The sequence below is a fragment of the Streptomyces sp. DSM 116795 genome (assembly GCF_055792905.1).
On sequence record NZ_CM147707.1, the window covers coordinates 6836835 to 6861817 of the forward strand.

The 24983-nt window shown below is 71.9% G+C and carries 17 protein-coding genes and 1 pseudogene; 10 read left to right on the forward strand and 8 right to left on the reverse strand.

The genetic code is table 11. The features are described 5' to 3' along the window. Positions 1-2: 2 nt before the first annotated feature. Positions 3-995 carry a DeoR/GlpR family DNA-binding transcription regulator gene (locus tag ACSMXX_RS29630; protein ID WP_473181726.1) on the reverse strand — a complete coding sequence of 331 codons (993 nt, stop codon included), beginning with the start codon at positions 993-995 and terminating at the stop codon, positions 3-5. A gap of 137 nt (positions 996-1132) precedes the next feature. Here ACSMXX_RS29630 and ACSMXX_RS29635 point away from each other — a divergent pair. Beyond that, positions 1133-3538 (forward strand): annotated as a pseudogene (locus ACSMXX_RS29635) (hypothetical protein); the annotation flags it as partial. 455 nt (positions 3539-3993) lie between these two features. Here ACSMXX_RS29635 and ACSMXX_RS29640 read toward each other — a convergent pair. Then, the gene (locus tag ACSMXX_RS29640) at positions 3994-6483 is read right to left on the reverse strand and encodes a right-handed parallel beta-helix repeat-containing protein (RefSeq protein ID WP_473181727.1); all 2490 of its coding nucleotides are present in this window, start codon (positions 6481-6483) and stop codon (positions 3994-3996) included. A 249-nt stretch (positions 6484-6732) separates the two neighbouring features. Next, positions 6733-7335 carry an Rv1733c family protein gene (locus tag ACSMXX_RS29645; protein WP_473181728.1) on the reverse strand — a complete coding sequence of 201 codons (603 nt, stop codon included), beginning with the start codon at positions 7333-7335 and terminating at the stop codon, positions 6733-6735. 463 nt (positions 7336-7798) lie between these two features. Between ACSMXX_RS29645 and ACSMXX_RS29650 the strand changes: the two genes are divergently transcribed. Both ACSMXX_RS29650 and ACSMXX_RS29655 read left to right on the forward strand, forming a co-directional pair. Continuing rightward, entirely contained in the window at positions 7799-9211 is a 1413-nt protein-coding gene (locus ACSMXX_RS29650; RefSeq protein WP_473181729.1) for a family 2B encapsulin nanocompartment shell protein, read from the forward strand. A 118-nt stretch (positions 9212-9329) separates the two neighbouring features. Continuing rightward, a complete protein-coding gene (locus ACSMXX_RS29655; protein WP_473181730.1) occupies positions 9330-10736 on the forward strand; it encodes a family 2B encapsulin nanocompartment shell protein in 1407 nt (468 codons plus the stop codon). A gap of 46 nt (positions 10737-10782) precedes the next feature. Here the strand turns inward: ACSMXX_RS29655 and ACSMXX_RS29660 are convergent, their stop codons facing one another. Next, entirely contained in the window at positions 10783-13182 is a 2400-nt protein-coding gene (locus ACSMXX_RS29660; RefSeq protein ID WP_473181731.1) for a phosphoketolase family protein, read from the reverse strand. A 126-nt stretch (positions 13183-13308) separates the two neighbouring features. On the opposite strand from ACSMXX_RS29660, the gene ACSMXX_RS29665 reads away from it, so the two are divergent. The 3 genes from ACSMXX_RS29665 to ACSMXX_RS29675 all read left to right on the forward strand — a co-directional run bounded on the left by ACSMXX_RS29665 (position 13309) and on the right by ACSMXX_RS29675 (position 16653). Then, a complete protein-coding gene (locus ACSMXX_RS29665) occupies positions 13309-14661 on the forward strand; it encodes a transcriptional regulator (protein WP_473181732.1) in 1353 nt (450 codons plus the stop codon). A 64-nt stretch (positions 14662-14725) separates the two neighbouring features. Next, positions 14726-16249, forward strand: coding sequence for an acetaldehyde dehydrogenase ExaC (gene exaC / locus ACSMXX_RS29670; RefSeq protein ID WP_473181733.1), 1524 nt, complete (start codon positions 14726-14728; stop codon positions 16247-16249). Beyond that, entirely contained in the window at positions 16249-16653 is a 405-nt protein-coding gene (locus ACSMXX_RS29675) for a DUF779 domain-containing protein (protein WP_473181734.1), read from the forward strand. Before exaC ends, ACSMXX_RS29675 begins: the two co-directional genes overlap by 1 nt. A 139-nt stretch (positions 16654-16792) precedes the next feature. On the opposite strand, the gene ACSMXX_RS29680 is transcribed toward ACSMXX_RS29675, so the two are convergent. Both ACSMXX_RS29680 and ACSMXX_RS29685 read right to left on the reverse strand, forming a co-directional pair. Next, positions 16793-17620, reverse strand: coding sequence for an MOSC domain-containing protein (locus tag ACSMXX_RS29680; protein WP_473181735.1), 828 nt, complete (start codon positions 17618-17620; stop codon positions 16793-16795). A gap of 47 nt (positions 17621-17667) precedes the next feature. Further along, positions 17668-18195 (reverse strand): DUF6643 family protein, encoded by a 528-nt coding sequence (locus ACSMXX_RS29685; RefSeq protein ID WP_473181736.1) that lies wholly within the window; start codon positions 18193-18195, stop codon positions 17668-17670. 219 nt (positions 18196-18414) lie between these two features. Between ACSMXX_RS29685 and ACSMXX_RS29690 the strand changes: the two genes are divergently transcribed. Further along, positions 18415-19731: a TerD family protein gene (locus ACSMXX_RS29690; RefSeq protein ID WP_473181737.1), complete on the forward strand. Its 1317-nt coding sequence runs from the start codon at positions 18415-18417 to the stop codon at positions 19729-19731. Between the two features lie 77 nt (positions 19732-19808). Here ACSMXX_RS29690 and ACSMXX_RS29695 read toward each other — a convergent pair whose 3' ends face one another. Continuing rightward, complete coding sequence (locus ACSMXX_RS29695) at positions 19809-20945, reverse strand: glycosyltransferase (protein ID WP_473181738.1); 1137 nt, start codon at positions 20943-20945, stop codon at positions 19809-19811. A 108-nt stretch (positions 20946-21053) separates the two neighbouring features. Between ACSMXX_RS29695 and ACSMXX_RS29700 the strand changes: the two genes are divergently transcribed. Continuing rightward, positions 21054-21839, forward strand: coding sequence for a glutamate racemase (locus ACSMXX_RS29700; protein WP_473181739.1), 786 nt, complete (start codon positions 21054-21056; stop codon positions 21837-21839). A 51-nt stretch (positions 21840-21890) separates the two neighbouring features. Here the strand turns inward: ACSMXX_RS29700 and ACSMXX_RS29705 are convergent, their stop codons facing one another. Further along, on the reverse strand, positions 21891-23027 hold the full coding sequence (locus tag ACSMXX_RS29705; protein ID WP_473181740.1) for an O-antigen ligase family protein: 1137 nt from the start codon (positions 23025-23027) through the stop codon (positions 21891-21893). A gap of 186 nt (positions 23028-23213) precedes the next feature. Between ACSMXX_RS29705 and ACSMXX_RS29710 the strand changes: the two genes are divergently transcribed. Next, positions 23214-23696: an NUDIX hydrolase gene (locus ACSMXX_RS29710; RefSeq protein ID WP_473181741.1), complete on the forward strand. Its 483-nt coding sequence runs from the start codon at positions 23214-23216 to the stop codon at positions 23694-23696. A gap of 108 nt (positions 23697-23804) precedes the next feature. Further along, a complete protein-coding gene (gene tal / locus ACSMXX_RS29715) occupies positions 23805-24932 on the forward strand; it encodes a transaldolase (RefSeq protein WP_473181742.1) in 1128 nt (375 codons plus the stop codon). Positions 24933-24983: the final 51 nt, after the last annotated feature.

Consider the following 24983-nt stretch of genomic DNA (forward strand, 5'->3'; position numbering starts at 1 on the left):
TGTCACTGACCTTCTCCGGCGGCTTCCCGGGCCGCCTCCCGGGCGTCCGCGCCGCCCGTGCCTGCCGCGCCTTCCGCGGTGTCCGCGCCGCCCTCGGTGTCGTCGGTTCCCGGCTCGCCCGCGACGACCAGCTCGCTGATGTGCTCCCGGATCCGTTCACGGGCCTCGTGCGTCAGGCCGCCGTCCGTGACGAGCGTGCCGACCTGCTCCAGCGCCGCGAACGAACTCAGGCCCACCGTCCCCCACTTGGTGTGATCCGCGACCACGACCACGCGCCGCGCGGAGCCGACGAAGTGCCTGTTCGTCTCCGCCTCCGCCAGGTTCGGGGTCGACAGCCCGGCCTCGGGAGATATGCCGTGCACGCCGAGGAAGAGCACATCGAAGTGGAGCGTGCGGATCGCCGCGTCCGCGACCGGGCCGACGAGCGAGTCGGAAGGCGTACGCACACCGCCGGTCAGGACCACCGTCGCCGCGCCCGCGCGGGCCTGCGGCCCGCCGGACGGACGGCGCTGCGCGGCCTCGAAGACGTCCGCGACCCGCACCGAGTTTGTGACCACCGTCAGATCCGGCACCTCGGTGAGCTGCTGCGCCAGCGCGTACGTCGTCGTGCCGCCGGACAGGGCGATCGCGCTGCCCGGCTTCGCCATGACCGCCGCGGCGCGGGCGATGTCCTCCTTCGCGGCCTGCTCCAGCGACGACTTCGCCTCGAAACCCGGCTCGTGCGTGCTGGCCTCCGCGAGCGGCACCGCACCGCCGTGCACCTTCTCCAGGACACCGCGGCGGGCCAGTACGTCCAGGTCGCGGCGCACGGTCATGTCGGAGACCAGCAGCCTCCGCGTCAGCTCGGCCACGCGGACGCCGCCGCGCTCGCGCACCTCCGCGAGGATGAGCGCGCGCCGCTGCTCCGCGAGCAGGTTCTGGTTGTCGCCCGCCGTGCTCACCGTGCCCGTCGTCCCTTCTTCCTCCGCCCCGTCCCGGCGTGGCCATCCTCCCATCCGGCGAAGGTGGGAGCGCACGTCACGATTTCGCGTGGCTTGTGTGTGGGCGGGCTGTGCCGCTAGGGCGGGGGCAGGATGCTGGAGGCAGCACGAAGAGCGGGGAAGCGGACGCAACACCTCGGGGGAGCGGAGAATTGCAGAAGGCGGAGAACGGCGGCGGCGCGGAGCCGGACGTCTCACGAACCACCCCGGGAGAGTCGGGAGTTGAGCCTCCGCCAGGTCTCAATCTCGAACTGCTGGTGCACGGGGTCGGCGGCACCACGCCCCAGGAGATGCTCGGCGACCCGCGCATCGAACGCGTCACCGGCGACACCACCGCCGCCGTGTACCGGCGCACCGACGACGTCGACGCCGAGGCCCGGCCGCAGGACTACACCGACAAGCCGGTGCCCGAGGCGTACTCCTGGTCCAATCTGACCTCGGGCAACGGCGCCCGCGCCCTCTGGCTGATCCTGCTGCCCTTCATGGTCGCCAATCTCTCGCACTGGATGCGGCCCGCCGACTACGGTCCCCGGCTCGTCCTGGCCCGCGCGCACGGGGTGCTGGTGCGTCTGCTCTCCCTCAGCCTCACCGTGCTGCTGGTCGCCGCCGCATGCGAGGTCGCCCTCGATCTCGTCGCATGGCAGTGCGCAGGCTCGGCCGGGTGCGTCGAACAGCGGTCCTGGCTGGGCTTCATGGCGCAGGACCCGTCCGGCGGGGGCGGCTGGTGGAGCCCGCCGGGCCGCCGGCTCGCGCTGGCGGCGGTGGTGCCCGCGGCGCTGACGCTGCTGCTGTGGTGGCTCTCGCACCGCACATGGGCGGCGTACGAGTCGCAGCCGCCGCTTCGCCGGCCCGTCGACGAGTACGACCGCGAGGCGCGCGACCGTCCGGCGCTCTGCCTGCCCGGCTTCTGGTACGGCAAGCGGCTCGTGGCGCGGCTGCGTGCCGCGCACACCGCTGCGGGCTTCCTCACCGTCGCAGCCGCCCTGGCTGCCGCGACCACCCGGTACGACCGCAAGCCCGGCGGCAGCGACGCACTCGACGCCGTCGGCTGGCTGACCGAGATCCTCGTCGTGGCGTGCGCGGCGTGGGTGCTGTACGTGGTGTGCCGCCGGGGCCGCAAGGAGAGCGAACCGGACGACACACTCGACAAGTTCACGGTCCGGGCGCTCCCCGGCATCACCGTCGCCGTCCTGCTGCTGGCCGTGGTGCACGCGTCATGGTCGCGGCCGCAGTGGGTCTCGCGCGGCGGGGAACTGCCGGGCGACGAGACCTTCGGTGTGCTCGCCGTCGCGCAAGGCTTGCTGGTGGCGGCGATGGGTGTGCTCGGTGCCGTCCTCCACCGCCGCCGGCCCGCGGAGCGTACGGCGCTGAAGGGGCTCGGCTCCGCGTCGGTCGCGATGCTCGCGTGCGCCCTGGGCGGTGTGATGTCCGGCGGCGTGACGCAGCGCGTCGGCGACTGGCTGGACGGCTCCGGCACCCCGGGCATGGGCAACGGGCTGATCGAGGGCCCCCCGACGCTGCTGACCTGGCAGTCGGCGGCCATTCCCGTACTGCTCGGCGTCGTACTCGTGCTGGCCCTCTGGTTCCTGCTCCAACTCTCCCGTCGCAGCCGGGAGTTGACCGACGACGTGGAACGCGGCTACCCGGGTGCCCTTCCCGACGCCTCCCGCTCCCGCCGCATCGCCTCCACCATCGGCCGCGCCGCGCTCACCGACGCCACGCCCTGGCTGGTGGGCACCATCGCCGGGATAACGCTGCTTCTCGGGACCGCCGGCGTCCTCGGCACCTGGCTCACCGGAGAAGTGCCCGGACGTGCCGCGGACGGTCAGGCCCCTGTCGTCGACGGATTCGCCGACGCCGCCCAGGTGCTCGGCTCGTGGCTCATCGGTCTCGCCTTCGTCCTCTTCATCACCTGGGGCCGCCGCGCCTACCGCGATCCGTCGGCGCGGCGCACCATCGGCATCCTGTGGGACGTCGGCACCTTCTGGCCGCGCGCGGCACACCCGTTCGCCCCGCCCTGCTACGCGGAACGCGCCGTGCCCGACCTGGCCTGGCGGATTGCCACCTGGACGGAGAGCACCGGCGGCCGGCTGGTGATCTCCGGACACTCACAGGGCAGCGTGCTGGCCGCCGCCGCCGTGTGGCACCTGGACCGCGGCACGCGCGGCCAGGTCGCTCTGCTCACCTACGGCTCGCCGCTGGAGCGCCTCTACGGGCGCTGGTTCCCCGCCTACTTCGGCCCCCGCCAACTGCACGACCTCCACCAGCAGGTGGACTGCTGGCGCAACCTGTGGCGCCTGACCGACCCCATCGGCGGGCCCGTACGCCTGGAGGGCGCCGGCATCGACCAGGGCCCGCTGCTCGATCCCCTCGAATACGGCCGCACCCTCCGGCACCCTCTTCCCGCACCGATCCTGGGCCACGGCGAATACCAGGCCGACGCCGTCTTCGACGCGGAGAGGGACCGCCTCCTGCTCCGCCTCCGCCGCCGCGAGCCGCGCGCTTCCGGCGGCGCGGAGAAGGAGCCGGGGGCGGGCGCGGGTGCCTGGCGGGAGGGCGGCCCGGACGGTGCGCCGGAAGCGCAGCACGCGTACGAGCAGGGCGGCCCGTCCGCCCATGTCACGGCACAGGCGCCGCCCGTGGACGCTTCCGGCGAGGCGGAGACCGGGGACGGCCGCCCCGGGCGAAGCCCGGCCCCCGGCTGGCTGCTCGCATACGCGGTGGTCGCCTTCGTGGTCGCGGCCCTGTGTGTGCCGGTCGCGGTCGACAACCTGCGGCTCGCGGTTCTGGATGTGCCGGATCTGGCCCAGATCATCGCCTCGTCGGGAGGAGCCGTACTCGCCGTCTGCTCGGGCGCCGCAGCCGTGATCCGGGCGGTGTCGGAACTGAAGCGGGCGAATACGGACCGCACCCGTGGAGGGGAGGGCCTTGCGGCGGGCGAGGAATCCGGCGCGGCCGGCGCTCCCGCCGAGAGCGGCGTGCCGCGGCAGGGCGGGTCGGAGGACGCGGAGTCTCAGGCCGATTCGGGCAGGTCGTCCGCGTAGAGGAGCGTGAGGTCCTCGGTGCTCGGTTCGGACAGCTGCGCCACCCGGCCCGCGTGCCTTTCGACCATGGACTCGAACGTCTGGCGTGCGGTGCGGCCGTTGCCGAACGAGGGGCCCTTGGGCAGCGCCGTGAAGTGCTTCAGCAGCGCCTCCGTCGCGGCGTCCCCGAGGTGGTATTCGTGCTCCTCCGCCTGTTGCTCCACGATCCTCAGCAGCTCCTCCGGCGTGTAGTCGCCGAAGGTGATGGTGCGTGAGAAGCGGGACGCCACACCGGGGTTGACGGCGAGGAAGCGCTGCATCTCCGTGGTGTAGCCCGCGGCGATGACCACCACCTCTTCGCGGTGGTCCTCCATGAGCTTGACCAGCGTGTCGATGGCCTCACGGCCGAAGTCCCTGCCGCCGTCCTCCGGGGAGAGCGCGTACGCCTCGTCGATGAAGAGCACTCCGCCCCGCGCACGGTCGAAGGCCTCCTGTGTGCGGATCGCGGTGGAGCCGATGTGCTCGCCGACGAGGTCGACGCGGGAGACCTCCACCAAGTGGCCGCGTTCCAGGACCCCGAGGGCGTGCAGTATCTCGCCGTACAGCCGGGCCACCGTCGTCTTGCCGGTGCCGGGAGAGCCGGTGAAGACGAGATGGCGCCGTACCGAGGCCGCCTTGAGACCGGCCTGCTGGCGGCGCCGCCCCACCTCGATCATGTCGGTGAGCGCCCGTACTTCACGCTTGACGCTCTCCAGGCCCACCAGCGTGTCCAGTTCGCCGAGGACCTCCTGGGCGGGGCGCGCCGGGACGGCCGGGGCCTGCGCCTGGCCCGCGGCGTCCGGGGATCCCTTGCCCGCGGCCTTGGCGGGCTTCTGCGCGGCCGGTGCCTTCGCCGGCAACAGGGCGGGAGGCGCGGCGGCCCCTCCGCCCCCCGCCGGGACCGGCGGTGCCGTCGGCTGCGCAGCGACAGCGGACGCGGACACCCCCGCGTCACCGGGCGCCGCGACGGCCGCGCTGTCGTCGCTTCTGCAGTCCTCGACGACAGGACCCTTCTCCGCGAACTCGAAGCCGCCGCGCGCGCACCGTTCCGTACGGCAGCGGCGCAGCGTCGTACGGCAGCCGTCGATGATGTGGAAGCCGTACCCTTGGGAGCCGCTGACCCGGCAGCCGTGGAAGGTTCCGCGGCCTTCCGCCGAGACGTAGAAACCTGCCTCCGTGGGCGAGGTGACCGTGCACCTGTCGATGCCGGGGTCCGCCCCTTTCGTGACGATGAAGCCCGTCGCGACGCCGTCGACCGTGCAGTTGGCGAGCGTGCCTCCGCTGCCGTGGTCGCGGAACCAGGCGCCCGTCGCGGCCTCCCGGATGCGGCAGTCGTCGAGCTGCACCGTCGCGCCGTCGCTCACCGAGACGGCCGTGCCGCGCACTTGGGCGATGTCGCTGTCGATGACGTCGGCACGCGAGCCGCGGTCGAGGATGAACAGCGCGTCCGGCACGGTGTGCACGCGGCAGGAGTCCAGCACGACGCTCGCGCCGTCACTGATCCACACGGCCGGGTAGTCACCCGTACTCTCATGGATCTCGCAGCTGTTGGCGTCCGCGCGGGTGCCCGGGTCCCACACCGACAGGCCGTTGCGGCCGAAGCGCCGCACAGTGGAGCGGGTGAGGGTGAGCACCGAACGGGAGCGCAGGTCCAGGGCGTTCTCGGGGATGTCGTGGATGTCGCAGTCGGCGAGTGTGAGGACCGCGTCGGTGTCCAGGGTGACGCCGTCGGCGGACGTGCGGTGCACCCGGCAGTCGGTGAGATGCCCCGTGGCGCGGGCGACGACCTGCACGCCGCTGCCCTTGATCTCGTACACGTCGCAGCCGACGGCCTCCGCCGCGCTGCCCTCTCCGTGCAGCGAGAGCCCGGCGCCGGTGGCGTGGTGCACGCTGCAGCGCTCAAGCCGCGGATGTGCACCGTCGCGCACCGATACGCCCGACTGCCCCGCCGAGACGACCTCGCATTCCTCGTACACGCCGCCGGCGCCGCCGGTGACGGTGATCCCCGTCCCGGCCGGATTGTCGACGGTGCAACGGCGCACCGTTGGGCGGGCACCGCCGCGCACCTCGATCCCGGACGCCGAACGCGTCATCACCCGGAGGCCGTTGAGCTCCGCGGCACCGTCCTCGACCAGCAGCGCGGGCGACGCGGCGTCCTGCGCCTCGATCTGCAGATGCTGCACGACGGCCGAGGACCGTACGGTCAGGGCCACACCCTCGGCAGGGGCGATGCGGACCGAGCCGGCCGCGGCGCGTTCCGGCCCGCGCAGGGTGACGGTGCGCTCGAGCACCAGGTTCTCGCGGTACGTCCCCGGCGCGACGGTGATCACATCACCGTCGGTGGCGGCCTCCAGGGCGGCGGCCAGAGAGCCGTACTCTCCCGTGCGGCGCCGCCACCGCGACGTACCGGCGTGCGTCACCTGCACCGAGCCCTGTGCCATGGACAGTTGTGCCCCAACCTCGAAGTTCCTGTGGCGCGTTGAGATGCGCACCGGAGTCGCACCACCGTAGCGCGCGCCGGGAGGGTCGCGGTCACGTGTCCGCACTTCGGGCGCACGACGACCACCGTCCGTCCGCCGCTTGCGCGTTCGGTAGCGGTGTTCGGAAGCGGCGGACGCACGGACGGACCGCGCAGACGTCGCGGCACGTGCCGGTGCTGGTGCCGACGCCCGTCCGGGGCGAGCTGGTGGTCAGTTGTTGGAGCCGGTGCGTCCCCAGTCGGGGCCGATACGGGACCACTCCGCGTCCCACACCGCGTACCGGCGCCGCAGCAACTGCCGCATGGCGAGCCTGCGTGCGGCCTCCAGGGCTCCGGCGGCTCCCGCTCCGGCGGCCAGCCCGGCGAGGGCGGCCTGCGAGGACGCGGTGTGCGGACTCATGGGACGTCGGGTGGCCGTGCCGTCCCCGTCCGTCCAGATGCGGAAGCGCTCACCGGGCTGGACGCGCTCCTGTGTGGTGACTGTGCTCTTGTGGCTGCTGCCGTCTGGACCGGCCCAGTGTGCTACCACGTGACGGCGCTCGGGCTGCTGCGACCCGGACTCGGGGTCGGACCCCAACGGAGCGCGGTTCTGCACCGACTCGGCAGTCGCCCACACCTGGTGACGGCCGCGCTGCTGCTCCTCGGCGTTCTTCATCAGAGCACCGTGCGCCGCGGAGGCTCCGAGCCACCCGGCGAGTGGAGCGACGACGACGACAAGGATCATGACACCCAGTGCCAGCCATGCTTCACGGCGGTCGCTGCGACGGCACAGCGGGTTGCTGCGCCAGCGCCACAGGCCGACGATCGCGCGCATAACTTCTCACCCCCTTCTCCACATGCGTAAGTACCTCATGGCGGGAGGTACATGCGTGGGAACAGGCCAAAGAGACTCAAATCACCGGAACGTGGTCATCGCCCCGGCCCCGTGGCCACCCCGTTGTGGAACTCCGACCATACTTCCCGCGGCGAGCGGTCGTGCGGCGGGGGTGGCGAAATGACCCTGCACCCAGTGTCACCTCGGCGGGTGTGCCGCTGCCGGTCGCGCGGCCGGAGCCGGCCGGCGGTCGGCTGCCACGCCGCCGGCAGCGGCCGCCACCGAGCCCGCGGCGGACAGCCCGTACCCCACCGCGGATCACAGCCGATACCCAGCACATTGACCTGGCATTCCAGGCAATGCGATCTCTTTTGAGCGATTGCCCGGTATGAGCGTCGCGGCCTAGCTTCGTCAGCGCAACGAGCGAATTGCCGGTGCGGACACGGAGATTGGCGGTATCCATATGGCGACTGCGGTGGAGACGAATTCCGGTGGCGACGAGGCTGCGCAGCACGCGCAGTCGAGTCTCGCGACGGGCGCCGCACGCAATCTCACCACCACGACGAAGACGCCCCCGCAAATGCAGGGGATCACTTCACGGTGGCTGCTGAAGGTCCTTCCCTGGGTCCACGTTCCAGGCGGCACCTTCCGCGTCAACAGGCGCCTGACGCACACCCTCGGCGACGGCCGGGTCGAATTCACCACGACAGGCGCCGAGGTACGGGTCGTCCCGCTGGAACTGACCGAACTCCCGCTGCTGCGCGGCTACGAGGACCGCGGGGTGCTCGAAGCGCTCGCGAACCGCTGCGAGCAGCGCGACTTCGGGCCGGGCGAGACGATCATCGAGGCAGGGCGTCCCGCCGACCAGCTCGTCCTCGTCGCGCACGGCAAGCTGCGCAAGACGACCGAGGGCAAGTACGGCGGCGAGAGCGTGCTGGGGGTGCTGGCCGACGGCGACCACGTCGGGTCCGAACGGCTCACCGGCGAGCCGGGGAAGTGGGACATCACCCTCACCTCGCTGACCAGCGGCACCGTTCTGACGCTCGCGCGCGAGTCCTTCGAGGAGATCGCCGGCCGGTCCGAGAGCCTCCGCGCACAGACCGCCCCGTCCGCCGACACATCGCCCGGCCGGCACACACCCGACGGTGAGGCTGCGATCGAGCTGGCTTCGGGGCATGCGGGGGAAGTGCCGCTGCCGGGGACGTTCGTGGATTACGAGTTGTCTCCGCGTGAGTACGAGCTGAGTGTGGCGCAGACGGTGCTGCGGGTGCATACGCGGGTGGCGGATCTGTACAACCATCCGATGAACCAGGTGGAGGAGCAGCTGCGGCTGACGGTGGAGGCGCTGCGGGAGCGGCAGGAGCACGAGATGGTCAACAGCCGTGATTTCGGGCTCCTGCACAACGCGGCTCCGTCCCAGCGCATCCACACCCGCTCCGGTCCGCCCACCCCCGACGACCTCGACGAACTCCTGGCCACCGTGTGGAAGGAGCCGAGCGTCGTGCTCGCGCACCCCAAGGCGATCGCCGCCTTCGGGCGCGAGTGCAGCAGCCGCGGCATCCATCCCGACAGCGCCGAGCTGGACGGGCACCGCGTGCCCGCGTGGCGCGGCGTGCCCGTCCTCCCGTGCGACAAGATCCCGGTCACCGGCTCGGGCAGCACATCGGTGCTGGCGATGCGCACGGGCGAGGTACAGGGCGTCGTCGGCCTGCATCAGACGGGTATTCCCGACGAATTCCAGCCGGGGGTCTCGGTCCGTTTCATGGGCATCGACGAAAAGGCGCTCATCTCCTACCTGGTGAGCGCCTACTATTCGGCGGCCGTTCTGGTCCCCGACGCCCTGGGAATCCTCGAGGACGTCGAAATCGGCCACTGAGGCGAGTTGCTGACGGCCCGGCAGCCGCAGGAATACGGCGGCGCCGAACGGGCCGGGCTCCAGAGCCAGTTCCCTCTCCAGCCCCAGCCAGGTCCCAGCACGGAAGGTCCACCGGTCCATGACCAGCCAGTCCGGCCAGTCCGGCCACCCCGGTCCCACGCCCGGCCTCGCGGCACAGCACAGTCTCGCTCCGGCCGCGGCCCGCAACCTGACCACCACCACCAAGACGCCGCCCCAGATGCAGGGGATCTCCTCGCGCTGGCTGCTGAAGATCCTGCCGTGGGTGGAGACCACGGGCGGCACGTTCCGCGTCAACAGGCGGCTGACGCACACGCTCGGCGACGGGCAGGTGGAGTTCGTCGCCACCGGCGCCGACATCGCCGTGATCCCTGCGGAACTCCGTGAGATCCCGCTCCTGCGCGGGCTGGCCGACGAGGCCGCCCTGACCGCTCTCGCCGGACGCTTCGAGCAGCGGGAGCACACGGCGGGCGAGACCGTGGTCTCCCCGGGCGACCCGGCACAGCTCCTCCTCATCGCGCACGGCAAGGTGAAGCGCACCGGCAGCGGCAAGTACGGCGAGCAGGTGTCGCTGGGCGTCCTCGCCGGCGGCGACCACGCGGGCGAGCAGGCCCTCACACCGGATCCGGGGGAGTGGGAGCAGACCCTCACCGCACTGACGAAGTGCACCGTACTGGCCCTGCGGGCCGAGGAGTTCCGCGAGGTCGCGGACCGCTCACCGGCACTGCGCTCGTATCTCGACGAGTACCTCTCCCGCGCCATCCCCCGCCAGAACAAGCGCGGTGAGGCTGCGATCGAGCTGGCTTCGGGGCATGCGGGGGAGGCGCTGCTGCCGGGGACGTTCGTGGATTACGAGTTGTCTCCGCGTGAGTACGAGCTGAGTGTGGCGCAGACGGTGCTGCGGGTGCATACGCGGGTGGCGGATCTGTACAACCATCCGATGAACCAGGTGGAGGAGCAGCTGCGGCTGACGGTGGAGGCGCTGCGGGAGCGGCAGGAGCACGAGATGGTCAACAGCCGTGATTTCGGGCTCCTGCACAACGCGGCTCCGTCCCAGCGCATCCACACCCGCTCCGGTCCGCCCACCCCCGACGACCTCGACGAACTGATCTCCCGCCGCCGCAAGACCCAGTACCTGCTCGCGCATCCACGCGCCGTCGCCGCCATCGGGCGCGAGTGCAGCAGCCGCGGCATCCATCCTCCGCAGACCGAGCTGCACGGCGCGACCGTGCGCACCTGGCGGGGCATTCCGCTGCTGCCCTGCAACAAGATCCCGGTCGGCAAGGACGGCACGACAAGCGTGCTGGCGATGCGTACCGGCCAGGAGAACCAGGGCGTCGTCGGCCTCCACCAGACGGGCATCCCCGACGAGATCGAGCCGGGTCTCAACGTCCGCTTCATGGGGATCGGGGCGAAGGCCCTCATCTCATACCTGGTGAGCGCCTACTTCTCGGCGGCCGTTCTGGTCCCTGACGCCCTGGGGGTGCTGGAGGACGTGGAGGTCTGACACAAGGCAGGGGCATCGCACAGGCCGGGGCGGGGAGGAGGGGCCCTCAGCCGGAGGTCGCGGACTCACTCCACTTCCAGTCCGCGACCTCCGGCAGGTCCGTTCCGTGTTCACGGATCCAGGAGTGGTGCCGGGTCCGCATGTCCGCCAGCGCCTGACGCACACCGGTTGCCCGCACGGGCAGCCCCGGGGTGCGGTCGATCACGTCCATCACGAGGCGGTAGCGGTCCATGTCGTTGCGCACCACCATGTCGAACGGCGTTGTCGTGGCGCCCATTTCCTTGTAGCCGCGTACATGGAGAGAGTCGTGCACGGCCCGCCGGTACGTGAGGCGGTGCACCAGCCACGGATAGCCGTGGTAGGCGAAGATGACGGGCTTGTCGCGCGTGAAGACGGCGTCGAACTCCGCGTCGGGCAGCCCGTGCGGATGCTCGGAACGGGGCAGCAGCCGTGCGATGTCGACCACGTTGACCACCCGCACTGCCAAGGACGGCAGATGCTCGCGCAGCAGCGACGCCGCTGCCAGCGTCTCCTGGGTGGGGACGTCGCCCGCGCAGGCGAGCACCACGTCCGGCTCCCCGCCGGGCACTTCGGTGCCCGCCCACTCCCACACGCCCAGCCCGCGCGCACAGTGCCCGCGGGCCTCCTCCAGCGACAGCCAGTCGAAGCACTCCTGCTTGCCCGCGACCACCACGTTGACGGTGTCGCGCGTACGCAGCACATGATCGGCGACGCACAGCAGCGTGTTGGCGTCCGGCGGCAGATAGACCCGCACGACCTGCGGGCTCTTGTTCATGATGTGGTCGATGAAGCCCGGGTCCTGGTGGGAGAAGCCGTTGTGGTCCTGCCGCCACGCGTGCGACGTGAGCAGGTAGTTGAGCGAGGCCAGCGGCCTGCGCCACGGGACTTCCAGGGAGCTCTGCAGCCACTTGACGTGCTGTCCGGCCATGCTCGCGACGATGTGGGCGAAGGCCTCGTACGAGCCGAAGAGCCCGTGCCGGCCCGTGAGGACGTAGCCCTCCAGCCAGCCCTGGCACATGTGTTCAGAGAGCACCTCAAGCACCCGCCCGTGCGCACCGAGGTTCTCGTCGGTCTTCAGCGTCTGCGCCTGCCAGCCGCGCGGTGTGACGGCGAAGACGCCGTCGAGGTGGTTCGAGGCCGTCTCGTCCGGCCCGAACATGCGGAAGTCGCGCCGCTCCTGCGTGGCCGAGAACAGCTCCGTCAGCATCCCGCCGAGCACCCGAGTCGGCTCGTGCATGGCGTGCCCGTGCCGCTCGACGTCCACCGAGTGCGGTTCCAGCGCGGGCACCGGCAGATCGCGCAGCAGCCGTCCCCCGTTGGCGTGCGGGACGGCGCCCAGCCTGCGCTCTCCCTCGGGCACGCACGCCAGCACCTGCTCCGACGGCCTGCCGTCGGCGCCGAAGAGCTCCTCCGGACCGTACGAGCGCAGCCATCCCTCCAACTGCCGCAGCCGCTCCGGGTCTTCGCGCACACCTGAGAGCGGCACCTGGTGCGAGCGCCAGGTGTCCTCGACGGGTACGCCGTCCACTTCGGCCGGACCCGTCCAGCCCTTCGGCGTACGCAGTACGAGCACCGGCCAGCGCGGCCGGTGGCCGGAGCCGCCGGCACTGGCGCGGGCCTCCCGCTGGTACTGACCGATGCGCTTCACCGCCACGTCGAACGCCCCGGCCAGCGCGCGGTGCGTCTCCGCGGGCGGGGTGTCCGGGTGAGCGGTGACGTGCAGCGGGTCGTAGCCGTAGCCGCGCAGCAGGGCGTCGAGTTCGTCCTCCGGAATCCGGGCGAGCACGGTGGGGTTGGCGATCTTGTACCCGTTGAGGTGGAGGACGGGGAGCACCGCCCCGTCGTGCACGGGGTCGAGGAACTTGCCGGAGTGCCACGCGGCGGCCAGCGGCCCCGTCTCCGCCTCCCCGTCGCCCACGACCGCGCACACCAGCAGGCGCGGATTGTCGAACGCCGCGCCGTAGGCGTGCGCCAGCGCGTACCCCAGCTCGCCGCCCTCCTGGATGGAGCCGGGCACGTCCGGGGCCGTGTGGCTCGGCAGCCCGCCCGGCTGGGAGAAGTCGCGGAACAGGCCGAGCATGCCCTCGGCGTCACGCGCACGTCCCGGCTCGAGTTCGCCGTACGTGCCCTCCAGCCATGCCCCCGCCAGCACCGCCGGAGCACCGTGACCGGGACCCCAGACGCACATGGCCTCCAGGCCGTGCTCACGGATGGCCCTGTTCAGGTGGGTGTAGACCAGTCCGAGCCCGGGCGCCGAACCCCAGTGCCCGAGCAGCCTCGGTTTGACGTGCTCCGGGCGCAGCGGCTCACGGAGCAGCGGATTCTCCCGCAGATACAGCTGGCAGGCGGAGAGGTAGTTCAGGGCCCGCCAGTGGGCGTCGAGCTGGGCGGTCTCACCGTCGGAGAGCGAGGAGGGGGTGTGCATGAAGGACGGGTACCAGGGTGCGCACGGCGGCACACGTGCCACGGGCCCCGGGAGTATCCCGAACCGTGTCGGATTGTCCGGGTCCACGGCGTTGCCTGGCGCTGTGACGCACGGCACGATGACGGTGTGCATAATCCATGGCTGGCGCTGGAGACAGGGGCAGACGCGGCCGAGCGGACGGGCCAGGTACGCCGCGCGCACGAGGAGTTCGTGACCGAGGGCGCGATCGGCGCACAGGTGCGGAACGTCGTGGCCGAGTCCTGGCAGCGCTGCGCCGGTGCCTCCGTCGAACCGGAGAGCGTGGCCAGCATCGACCTGGCCGACGCGGACCTCGCCGCATACCGCTCCGCGCACCCGCTCTCCCGGGTCATGCCGCTCTTCCGCGAACTGCTCGGCACCGTCGCCGACGACGGCGCCCATCTGCTCTCCGTGTGCGACGAGAACGGGCGCATGCTGTGGGTCGAGGGCCACTCGCAGGTCCAGCGCCACGCAGAGCGGATGAACTTCGTGCCGGGCGCCCGCTGGTCCGAGCGCTACATCGGCACCAACGCCCCCGGCACGGCCCTCGCCGTCGACCATGCCGTGCAGATCTTCACCGCCGAGCACTACTGCCGCCCCGTGCAGGCGTGGACCTGCGCCGCCGCCCCCGTGCACGATCCGCGTACGCACCGGCTCATCGGCGCGATCGACATCACCGGCGGGGACCACCTGGCGGCACCGCAGAGCCTCGCGCTCGTCCAGGCCACGGCACGCGCCGCCGAGGCGTTCCTCGCCGAACAGGCAGCCGCGGGCGGCGCGTCCGCCGGCGGTGCGCCCGTACTCAACGCCCTCGGCTGCGACGAGGCCCTCCTCGACACGGGAGGCGGCGCACCCCTGCGGCTGGGCCGCCGGCACAGCGAGATCATGGTGCTGCTCGCCGCGCACCCTGAGGGCCTCACCGGTGAGCGGCTCGCCCTGGAGCTCTACGGCGAGCGGTCCGTCACGCCCGTCACCCTGCGTGCCGAACTCTCCCGTCTCCGCGGCCTGTTGGGCCCGCTGCTCGACTCACGCCCCTACCGGCTGCGCACCGTCCCGCACACCGACCACGACGCCGTCGGCGATGCCCTGGCAGAGGGCGACCTGCCCACGGCGCTCTCCGCATACCGCGGGCCGCTGCTGCCCCTCTCCGAGGCGCCCGGCGTCGTACGGCTGCGCAGGCGGCTGGAGGACAGGCTGCGCCGTGCCCTGCTGGCGTCCCGCGACCCGGTGCTGCTGGAGGAGTGGGTGAGAACTCCCTGGGGCGAGGACGACCTGGAGATGTGGGAGACGCTGCTCGCCGGACGCCAGTCCGGACAGGCGCGCACGGCCTCCCTGTACGGGCGCGTACGCGAACTGCGCCGCGCCTACGGGCTGGAGAACTCGCGGGAGCCCGGGCCGCGCCGTCCGTACGGAGAGGACAGGGGAGCGCACGCAACGTATCGGCAACGTTCCCGTCCCTAGTCTTTGCCGCAGATCGGGCCCGCCGTGGGATGCGGCGGGCCGCCCGCACCAAGGGGAGGCAGAGATGAGCCGCTACGCCGCGCCCGGGTCCGACGGGGCCGTCATGAACTACAAGTCCCGCTACGACCACTGGATCGGGGGGACTTACGTCGCCCCCAAACAGGGCGGCTACTTCGAGAACCCCACACCCGTCACAGGAGCGGCCTTCACGGAGATCGCCCGCGGCACCGCCGAGGACGTGGAACGTGCCATCGACGCCGCGCACGACGCGGCGCCCGGCTGGGCAAGCACACCGGCGGCCGAACGCGCCGCGGTGCTCAACCGGATCGCCCAGCGCATGGAGGAGCACCTCGAGGAACTCGCCGTCGCCGAGAGCTGGGAGAACGGCAAGCCCGTACGTGAGGCACTGGCCGCCGACATTCCCCTGGCCATCGACCACTTCCGCTACTTCGCCGGAGCGATACGGGCGCAGGAAGGGTCGCTGTCGGAGATCGACGAGGACACCGTCGCCTACCACTTCCACGAGCCGCTGGGCGTGGTCGCCCAGATCATCCCGTGGAACTTCCCGATCCTCATGGCCGTGTGGAAGCTGGCGCCGGCGCTGGCGGCCGGCAACGCGGTCGTCCTCAAGCCGGCCGAACAGACCCCGGCCTCCGTGCACTTCTGGATGAGCCTGGTCGCCGATCTGCTGCCGCCCGGCGTCGTCAACATCGTCAACGGCTTCGGTGCGGAAGCGGGCAAGCCGCTGGCCAGCAGCCCGCGCGTGGCCAAGGTCGCCTTCACCGGTGAGACCACCACGGGCCGGCTGATCATGCAGTACGCCTCCGAGAACCTCAAGCCCGTCACGCTCGAACTCGGCGGCAAGAGCCCCAACATCTTCTTCGACGACGTCTCCACCGCCGACGACGACTTCTACGACAAGGCGATGGAGGGCTTCACGATGTTCGCCCTCAACCAGGGCGAAGTGTGCACGTGTCCGTCGCGCGCGCTCATCCAGCAGGGCCACTACCGGGACTTCCTCGACGCGGGTGTCGCCCGTACGGAGAAGATCGTCCAGGGGCACCCGCTGGACACCGAGACGATGGTCGGCGCGCAGGCCTCCAACGACCAGATGGAGAAGATCCTCTCCTACCTCGACATCGGCAAGCAGGAAGGCGCCAAGGCGCTGACCGGCGGCACACGTGCCGAGCTGGGTGGCGAGCTGGAGGGCGGCTACTACGTGCGGCCCACGATCCTGGAGGGCAACAACAGCATGCGCGTCTTCCAGGAGGAGATCTTCGGGCCGGTCGTGGCCGTCACAGACTTCTCCGACTTCGACGACGCCATGTCGACGGCCAACGACACCCTCTACGGCCTGGGCGCCGGCGTATGGAGCCGTGACGGCAACACTGCCTACCGCGCGGGACGGGCCATCCAGGCCGGGCGCGTGTGGACGAACTGCTACCACGCCTACCCGGCGCACGCCGCGTTCGGCGGGTACAAGCAGTCGGGCATCGGCCGCGAGAACCACCGGATGATGCTCGACCACTACCAGCAGACCAAGAACCTGCTGGTGAGCTACTCGCCGAAGAAGCTCGGGTTCTTCTGATGGCATCCGCGGACCAGGCGGAGGAGGAGCGCACGGCGGCCGGTGCGCCGGAGCGGGTCGGCTTCACGGAGGAGGCCGCCGCGATGATCCGGCAGCTCACGCGGCAGCACGGGCCGCTGATGTTCCACCAGTCGGGCGGCTGCTGCGACGGCAGTTCCCCGATGTGCTATCAGCTCGGCGAGCTGCGCACGGGCGACTCGGACGTCCTGCTCGGACGGCTGGCGGTGGACGGCGTCGACGAGCCGGTGCCGTTCTGGATGTCCGCCAGCCAGTTCGCGTACTGGAGCCACACCCACCTCACGGTCGACGTGGTGCCGGGACGCGGCAGCGGATTCTCGCTCGAAGCACCGGAAGGCGTCCGGTTCCTGATCCGCTCCCGGCTGATGGAGGAGGACGGCGGCTGACGGACGAAAGCCGCGAGGACACCGGCGGACGGGCACACCCGGCGCACATCCCGCCACGGAACCAAGTGCGCCGGGCGTGCCGGAAGAGCCGGAGAGGAGGGGCTCGCCCAGGCACCTCCCTGATGCCGCGAGGCATTGTCTAGGCGAGCACCTCCACCAAGTCGCCGCTGCGCACCCTGCCCGTATGCTCCGGGACCAGGTTCTGACCGAAGACCAGTTGGTCCCCGAAGCGACGGTGGCGGGCCAGGGTGCGCAGCGGCTCCTTTCCGCGTTCGCCCGTCGTCTGGTCGGTCGTCGTCACCACGCACCGGCCGCACGGCTTGACCACGCGGAAGACGATCTCACCGATGCGGAGCCGTTCCCAGCCGTCCTCGGCCCACGGGGCGCTTCCCCGCACCACGAGGTTGGGTCTGAAGCGGTTCATCGGCAGCGGGCCTTCGTCGGCGTGATCGCCTTGTGCGATCAGCGAGTTGAGCGCGTCCAGCGAGGAGACCGTCGTGAGCAGCAGCGGAAAGCCGTCGGCGAGCGAGACGGTCTCTCCCTCGCGGGCGAACCGCGGATCGAGGGGGCGGCGCCGCTCGGGTGCGTCCAGGTGCACAAGCCGCACAGGCGTGCCGAGATACTCCGAGAACCACTGGCTCGATGCCGCGTCCGCGGGCGCCACTTCCAGCTTCTTCCCGAAAAGCCGCACAGGGACGACGTCCTGGCCCGCCGGCGGCACACCCGCCTCCAGCGGCTCCCTCCCCGGAGCCGCCACCCTGACTCCCCCTCCGGGCAGCGGAACCGCGCGTGCCTGTGCGAGACGTGGATGTTCGCGCTGTGTGACCTGGCTGCCGTCCGGAGACGTCAGCATCCAGCGCCTGTCCGCGGCCGGGCCCCACGGCTCGACGGTGAGCTCCTCACGTTCGATCCCCGCCAGTGCCTTCACCGGGTAGAGGTGGAGCGATGCCAGCCACGCGGACGTCATACGGCCATCCTCCCACCACCGTGAGGCAGTTGAACGGCCGGATCAGGTCAGTAGCCGCGGCCCGGGTACTGGTGGCCGCCGTAGGGGTCGTCGTACGAGTTCGGCATCTGCCGGGGAGCGGCCGGCCGCGGTGCGGCTGGACGGGGCGCGGCAGGGCGCGGAGGTGCGACGGGCCGCATCTGCTGCGGCGGCTGGGGCTGTTGCTGCTGCCGCGGGTCCGGATAGCCGCGCTGCTGGGGTGCCTGCTGCGGAATGTAGGGCGCAGGCGTCTGTTGCAGCGGCGCCGACTGCAGGGGCGCGGGCTGCGCCATGCCGGGCGGCGGGGGCTGGTTGCCCATGGCGTTCGGATACCCCTGCGGGGGCGTGTACTGCTGCTGGTGGCTCGGGCCGGCGGGCAGTGCCGGGAGCGCCGGGGGCAGTGCGGCGAGGGAAGGCATCGGTTCGTACGCCGACGGGACCCGGATGGGAGCGATCTGCGGGGTGCCACGCTCGTTCACGAGCATGTCGTAGATCGGTGTGTCGGGGTAGGAAGGGCCAGCGTAGTAGCCGCCAGGGGAGTAGCGGGGGGAGGTCATGCCCATAAGGTAAGCCCAAAATGTGGCCGTTGGGGACCCCGGTCAAGGAGCGGTTTCTCGTGCTTGCGGTGACTCCCCATCACCAATACGAGCGAACCCGGCAAAAACGGTCACATGGACGTGTCGAGATGTTGTAACGGAATGTGCCAGTCGCAGCCGAAGCGCGGTGAACAGGCCGCCGAGAGGGCCGCGGCGGAACGACGAGGGGAGTGGAGTGGCATGACGATGCAGAAGGGCAGCAACGTACCCGTCGCGGCGGAGTCCGTGCGTATCGAGCTGGGCCGGGGGTCCGGGACGGGCCCCGTGGACGTGGACGCGTCCGCGCTGCTGCTGGCGGAATCCGGAAAGGTCCGCTCCGACGACGACTTCGTCTTCTACAACCAGCCTCGCCACGCCTCGGGCGCCGTGACCCACGAGGGGAAGCACTCCGAAGGGGACGCCGTCCTCGACGTGCTGGGCGCGGACCTCGGCAAGGTCGAGCCGGACATCGACCGGATCGTGCTGGCCGCCTCTGCCGACGGCGGTACGTTCGGGCAGGTCCCGGGGTTGTACGTACGGCTCGTGGACGCGGCCGGCGGCGCGGAGATCGCCCGCTTCGAGAGCGCGGACGCCACAGTGGAGAAGGCGTTCGTACTCGGTGAGCTCTACCGCAGGCAGGGCTCCTGGAAGTTCCGCGCGGTCGGCCAGGGGTACGGCAGCGGACTGGCCGGTCTGGCAACGGACTTCGGGATCAGTGTTGACGAACAGGCGGACACGGGCGCATCGGTGCGCGGCACGGCGCCCGCCGCGGGTCCTGCATCCACCGCTGCGTCCACCCCTGCCGCTGCGCCCGCCACCCCCGCGGCTTCCGCCGCGCCCCCGCCCGGGGCCGCGCCGCCCGCGTCCGGGGCCACGCCGGTACGGCTCACCAAGGTCACGCTGACCAAGCAGTCGCCGTCCGTCTCGCTGACCAAACAGGGCGGCACCGGCGGCGTCCTGCGGGTCAACCTCAACTGGCAGGTGCACAAGCAGTTCTCGGGCTGGGGCCGGAAGCTCGGCAAGGCCATCGCGGGTCACTCGGACCTCGACCTGGACCTGTGCGCACTCTTCGAACTCGCCGACGGGCGCAAGGGCGTCGTCCAGGCCCTCGGCAACGCCTTCGGCTCGCTGCACCAGCCGCCGTACATGCAACTCGACGGCGACGACCGCACGGGCGCGGTCACCTCCGGCGAGAACCTCACCGTCAACCTCGACCATGCCGCGGACCTGCGCCGCATCCTCGTCTTCGTCACGATCTACGAAGGGGCCCGCAGCTTCGAGGGCGTCGCCGGCACCGTCACCCTCCAGCCCCAGCACGGCGCTCCGGTGGAGTTCTCGCTCGACGAGTGCACCGTCACGTCCAACGTCTGCGCGCTCGCACTCATCACCAACCAGGGCGGCGACCTCGTCGTGCAGCGCGAGGCCCGCTATCTGGTCACCCCGCGCGGCAGCAGCCCGCAGCGCACCGTCGACGCGGCCTACGAGTGGGGCATGAAGTGGACTCCCGGCCGCAAGTGAGCTGCCGCGAGTGAACGTCCCCTGCGGGTGGGGCCGTCAACTCCCTGTCACCGGCTGCCTGTTCCTCGGCGCCGCGATCACGCGTACGTGCGGCCCTTCCACGAGGCACCGCGCCCGCGGTGGTGCCGCAGCGCCGAGTCGACCGTCATCAGCAGATACAGGGCCGCCGTGACGGGCAGCGCGAGCGCCCGCCACGGCGGCTGCCGGTAGTAGCGCAGCATCGGCACGTACGTCAGGGCCATCGCCGCCCACGCCGCCGCCCCCACGGGTGACCCGGCCAGCGCCGTCAGCGGAGGCACCAGATACACCAGCGTCAGACCCGCGACGGTTCCCAGCAGCACCACCGGGTTGTTCCCGAGCTGCGCGTACGCGCTGCGTGCCACCATGCGCCACAGCTGCGGCAGCCGGTCGTAGGGGCGCACGCTCTCCACACCGTCGGCCAGCCCCAGCCAGATCCGCCCGCCGCCCGCGCGCTTGACGGCACGGGCGAGCGTCACGTCGTCGATGACGGCGTGCCGGATGCTCTCCGGTACGCGTGCGCGCACGGCCGCCTCGGTGCGCAGCAGCACACAGCCGCCGGCCGCGGCGGCGGTACGGGAGGCGGGACGGTTGACCCGGCCGAAGGGATAGAGCTGCGCGAAGAAGTAGACGAACGCCGGGACGATGAGCCGCTCCCATGCGCTGTCGGCCCGAAGCCGCGCCATCTGGGAGAGGAGGTCCAGACGGGCGCCGGTCGCGGCACTCACCAGGTCCCGCAGCGAGCCCGGGGCGTGGGCGATGTCGGCGTCCGTGAGCAGCAGGAACTCGGCGCCGGTGCGCTCCCGTGCGAGTGCCATGCCGTGCCGCAGAGCCCACAGTTTGCCCGTCCATCCCGGCTCGGGCTCGCCGGGGGAGGTGACCGTCAACGGCAGGCCGTGCGGCTGCTGTTCGACGGCGAGCCGCTGCGCCAGTGCGCCGGTGCCGTCCGTCGAGCCGTCGTCGACGAGGAAGATCTCGGCCCGCCCCGGATACTCCTGCGCCAGCAGGCCGGGCAGGCTCAGCGGCAGCACATCCGCCTCGTCCCGCGCGGGCACCACCACCGCCAGCGCCGGCCAGCGCTCCGGCACCTCGCCGGGCGGCAGGCGGATGTCCGTACGCCAGAAGCGGGCCTGGCACAGCAGCAGCCACAGCCATGCGGCGAGGGATCCCGAAGCGATCCAGGTCAGCGCGCTCATCCGCCGCAGTCTGCCGCACGGCGGGCGGTGCCGGCGGTACGCCGGGGCCGGTGGTGAGGCGGGACGAGGTGCGTGGCCCGTACGGCCGATCGACTACAGTGGCGTGCCGTGAAGATCGCGTTCGTGGACTCCGGTATCGGCCTGCTCGCGGCTGCGGCGGCGGTACGCAGGGCACGTCCCGACGCGGACCTCGTCCTCTCCAGCGACCCGGACAGCATGCCCTGGGGCCCGCGGAGCGCCGACGACATCACCGCGCACGCCATGGCCTGCGCCAAGGCGGCACGCGCGCACGCGCCCGATGCGCTGATCGTCGCCTGCAACACCGCGTCCGTACATGCTCTGTCCGCCCTCCGCGCGGAGCTGGAGCCGGACCTTCCGGTGATCGGTACGGTGCCCGCGGTCAAGCCCGCGGCACAGGGCGGCGGTCCCGTCGCCGTCTGGGCGACTCCGGCCACCACCGGCAGCCCCTACCAGCGCCGGCTCATCGCGGAGTTCGGGCAGGACGCCCAGTTCACGGAGGTGCCCTGCCACGGCCTCGCCGACGCCGTGGAGACCGCGCAGGAGCACGCCATCGACGTCGCCGTCGGCGCGGCGGCTGCGCTGACGCCGCGCGGCGTGCGCGCCGTCGTCCTCGGGTGCACTCACTACGAACTCGTGGGCGGACGCATCCGCGCGGCCGTGGCCGGGGAAGGCGGGCCCGAGCCCGTGCTCTTCCGCTCCGCCGACGCGGTCGCCGCCCAGGCCCTGCGCAGGACCGGTACGGCCCCGGACCCGGGCGCCGCTCCGACCGGCGGGCTGACCGTGCTGCTCGGCGGGCGTACGGCCCGGCTGCCCGAGTCGGCGGGGACCTACGCCGAGGGCAGGCTGCTGGCCGGCGCCGCCGTCACGCCCTGATCCCGGGAGCCGCCGCCCGCGTACCGGCAGCGACGGTGACGGCGCGCCGCGTCAGTTGAGCCGCCTCGCGCAGGCGATGCCCGCGAGAAGGCCCGCGCCCGCCGTCACCTGGGTGAAGCTCAGAGCGTTGCCTATCGCCGCCAGCGCGGCCAGTGCCGCGAGCGCCGCCCCCGCCGTCAGTACGAGGGGCGTCGGCCGGGGCGATGCCCACAGGGCAAGCAGCAGCCACCCGAAGGCCGCAGCGAGCAACGCCAGCCCCGGCAGCCCCTGCTCGGCGGCGACCTGCAGCGGAGCCGAGTGCGGCTTGCCGTCGGACGGCGCAGGCGCGTGCGCGGGGAGCGTGCCCTGCCCGGTGACCGCCGAGCGCGCCGTGCCGACGCTCGTGTCCGTGTCCGTGTCCGTGCCACGTGCCGTGCCGGTGGCCGCGCCCGCGCCCTGTGCCGTGACGCTCAGATCCCTGAACGTGTCCGGACCGGTGCCGGACATCGGGTTCTCCCGCGTGATCGCGACGGCGTCCCGCCACAACTCCACCCGGTGACCGGTGAGTTGCTCGTGCAGTGCGACGGACGCGCCGCGCGGCAGCCCGTCCTGTGCCACCGCGAAGGTGACACCCGTGACGCCCGCGGCGGCCAGAGCCAGAGCGGCCAGGCACAGCGGCCGCCGCCGTACGGGGCCCGCCGCGATGGAGCACACCAGCACGGCCAGGGCGGCGGCGAATCCGACCGGGGTGCCCACGAACAGGGCGCACACCACAGTGCCCGCCGCCAGCAGCCGCAGACCCAGCCGCACGGCAGGCACCCCGGTCGCCCACGCGGCACAGCAGAAGGCGCCCACGGCCAGCGTGAGGAGCGCGGCGGTCACCCCCGAACGCCCCGCGGGCCCGGCGAAGTCGATGCTGCCGGGTATGACGCGCGAGGACGACGGCCCGAAAAGGGCGAGGAAGACGCCCGCGACCCCCGCCCCGGCCGCGGCGCCGGCGGGCAGCACGGAGCCCGCAATGCGTCCGGTGGCATAGCCGGCACCCACCGCGAGGACCGCGAGGAGCAGCCCCTCCGGCCTGGCGTCCCGTCCCGCGGCTGTGATCAGCGCCCAGCCCGCGCACGCACCCAGTACGAGCACTCCTGTCACGTCGGCGGTGCTGCTCTCCCGTTCACGCACCGCGGACGACCCCTGCACAGGTGACGTCATCCCTGCGACCCCCCGAAACCGGCGCACCCCGCACCGCTCCACTCCCCGGGAAGCGACGGGCTGCGACTTCGCTCGTCAACCGTAGTGCGTCGGGCCTTGATTGTGGATATCCCGTACAGGAGGGATGTTCCTGCTGTGAACGGCGGCGGGGACGGGGCACGCACGGAAACACGTAGGCTCGGGATCATGTCGACGCCTGAATTCATCCGCCGGATCCGCGCCACCGCAGGTCACCAACTCCTCTACCTGCCTGGCGTCAGCGCGGTCGTGTTCGACGACGAGGGGCGTGTGCTGCTGGGCCGGCGGGCCGACACCGGACACTGGTCGATCATCGGCGGCATCCCGGAGCCCGGCGAGCAGCCCGCGGCGGCCGCCCGGCGCGAGGTGGAGGAGGAGACGGCGGTGCGCTGCGTCGCCGAACGCGTCGTCCTCGTACAGGCGTTGGAAGAGCCCGTGACCTTTCCCAACGGCGACGTCTGCCAGTTCATGGACATCTGCTTCCGCTGCCGCGCAACCGGTGGCGAAGCCAGGGTCAACGACGACGAGTCGCTGGAGGTGGGCTGGTTCGGGCTCGACGCCCTGCCGCCCATGGGGGAGGGCGTCGTGATGCGCATCAAGCAGGCCGCCGGTGACGGACCCACCTGGTTCGAGGGCGCCGGCCAGGGCTAGGTCCTGCCCGGCTGCGGAGGGCGTCGGCGCAGGTCATGGCAGCGCGTAAGTCCGGAGTTACGTTGGAGTCATGGGCTCTTCGGGGGAGACGACCCGAGGGAGATGACCATGACCGACACCTTGGAGCGGCTCGCGGACGAAGGCGTGGCCCCCTGGCTGGACGACCTGAGCCGCGAGCGGCTCGCTGGCGGCTGGCTGTCCCGCCTCGTCAGTCAGCAGGGCGTCGTCGGCATCACCAGCAATCCGACGATCTTCGACCGGGCGATGGGGTCCGGACCGCACTACGACGCACAGATCGCGGACCTCGCCCGGCGCGGAGTCGGCGTCGCCGAGGCGGCCCGCCTGATGACGGCCTACGACGTGCGCTGGGCCTGCGATGTCCTGAGCGGTGTCCACGAGACCAGCCGCGGCGTGGACGGACGCGTCTCCATCGAGGTCGACCCGCGCCTGGCTCATGACACGGGGGCGACCCTCGCCGAGGCACGCGGCCTGTGGTGGCTGGTGGACCGGCCCAACCTCTTCGTGAAGATCCCAGCCACCCGCGAGGGCCTGGGAGCGATCACCGCGGCGCTCGCCGAGGGCATCAGCGTCAACGTGACCCTGATCTTCTCCCTCGACCGCTACGACCAGGTCATCGGCGCCTTCCTCGACGGGATGGAGGAGGCGCACACCGCGGGACGCGACCTCTCCGCCATCGCGTCGGTCGCGTCTTTCTTCGTCAGCCGCGTCGACACCGCGACCGACGAACGCCTCGACAAGCTGGGCAGCTCACAGGCGCAGGCGCTGCGCGGGCGTGCCGCCCTCGCCAACGCCCGCCTCGCATATGAGCACTTCGAGCACGCGCGGGCCGGCGACCGCTGGCAGGCCCTCGAAGCGGCCGGCATGCGGCCGCAGCGCCCGCTGTGGGCCTCCACCGGCGTGAAGGACCCCTCCTTCGACGACACCCGCTACGTCGCAGGGCTGGTCGCGCCGGACGTCGTGAACACCATGCCCGAGGCGACCCTCCGCGCCGTCGAGGACCACGGGGAGATCACGGGCGACACCGTCCACGGCACGTACGCGGAGTCCCAGCAGATCCTCGACGACCTCGACGTGGCGGGAGTCTCGTACCACGACGTCGTGACGACGCTGGAGGACGAGGGAGTCAGGAAGTTCGCGGACTCCTGGAGCGACCTGTTCGGGACCCTGGAGAAGGAGCTGCGCACAGCCGCCGCGTCGCACGGCCCGTCCGGCTGAGCCCCGGCCCGAATGCTCCCGGCGGCGCGGCACGGGCAGGGTGAGCGAGCC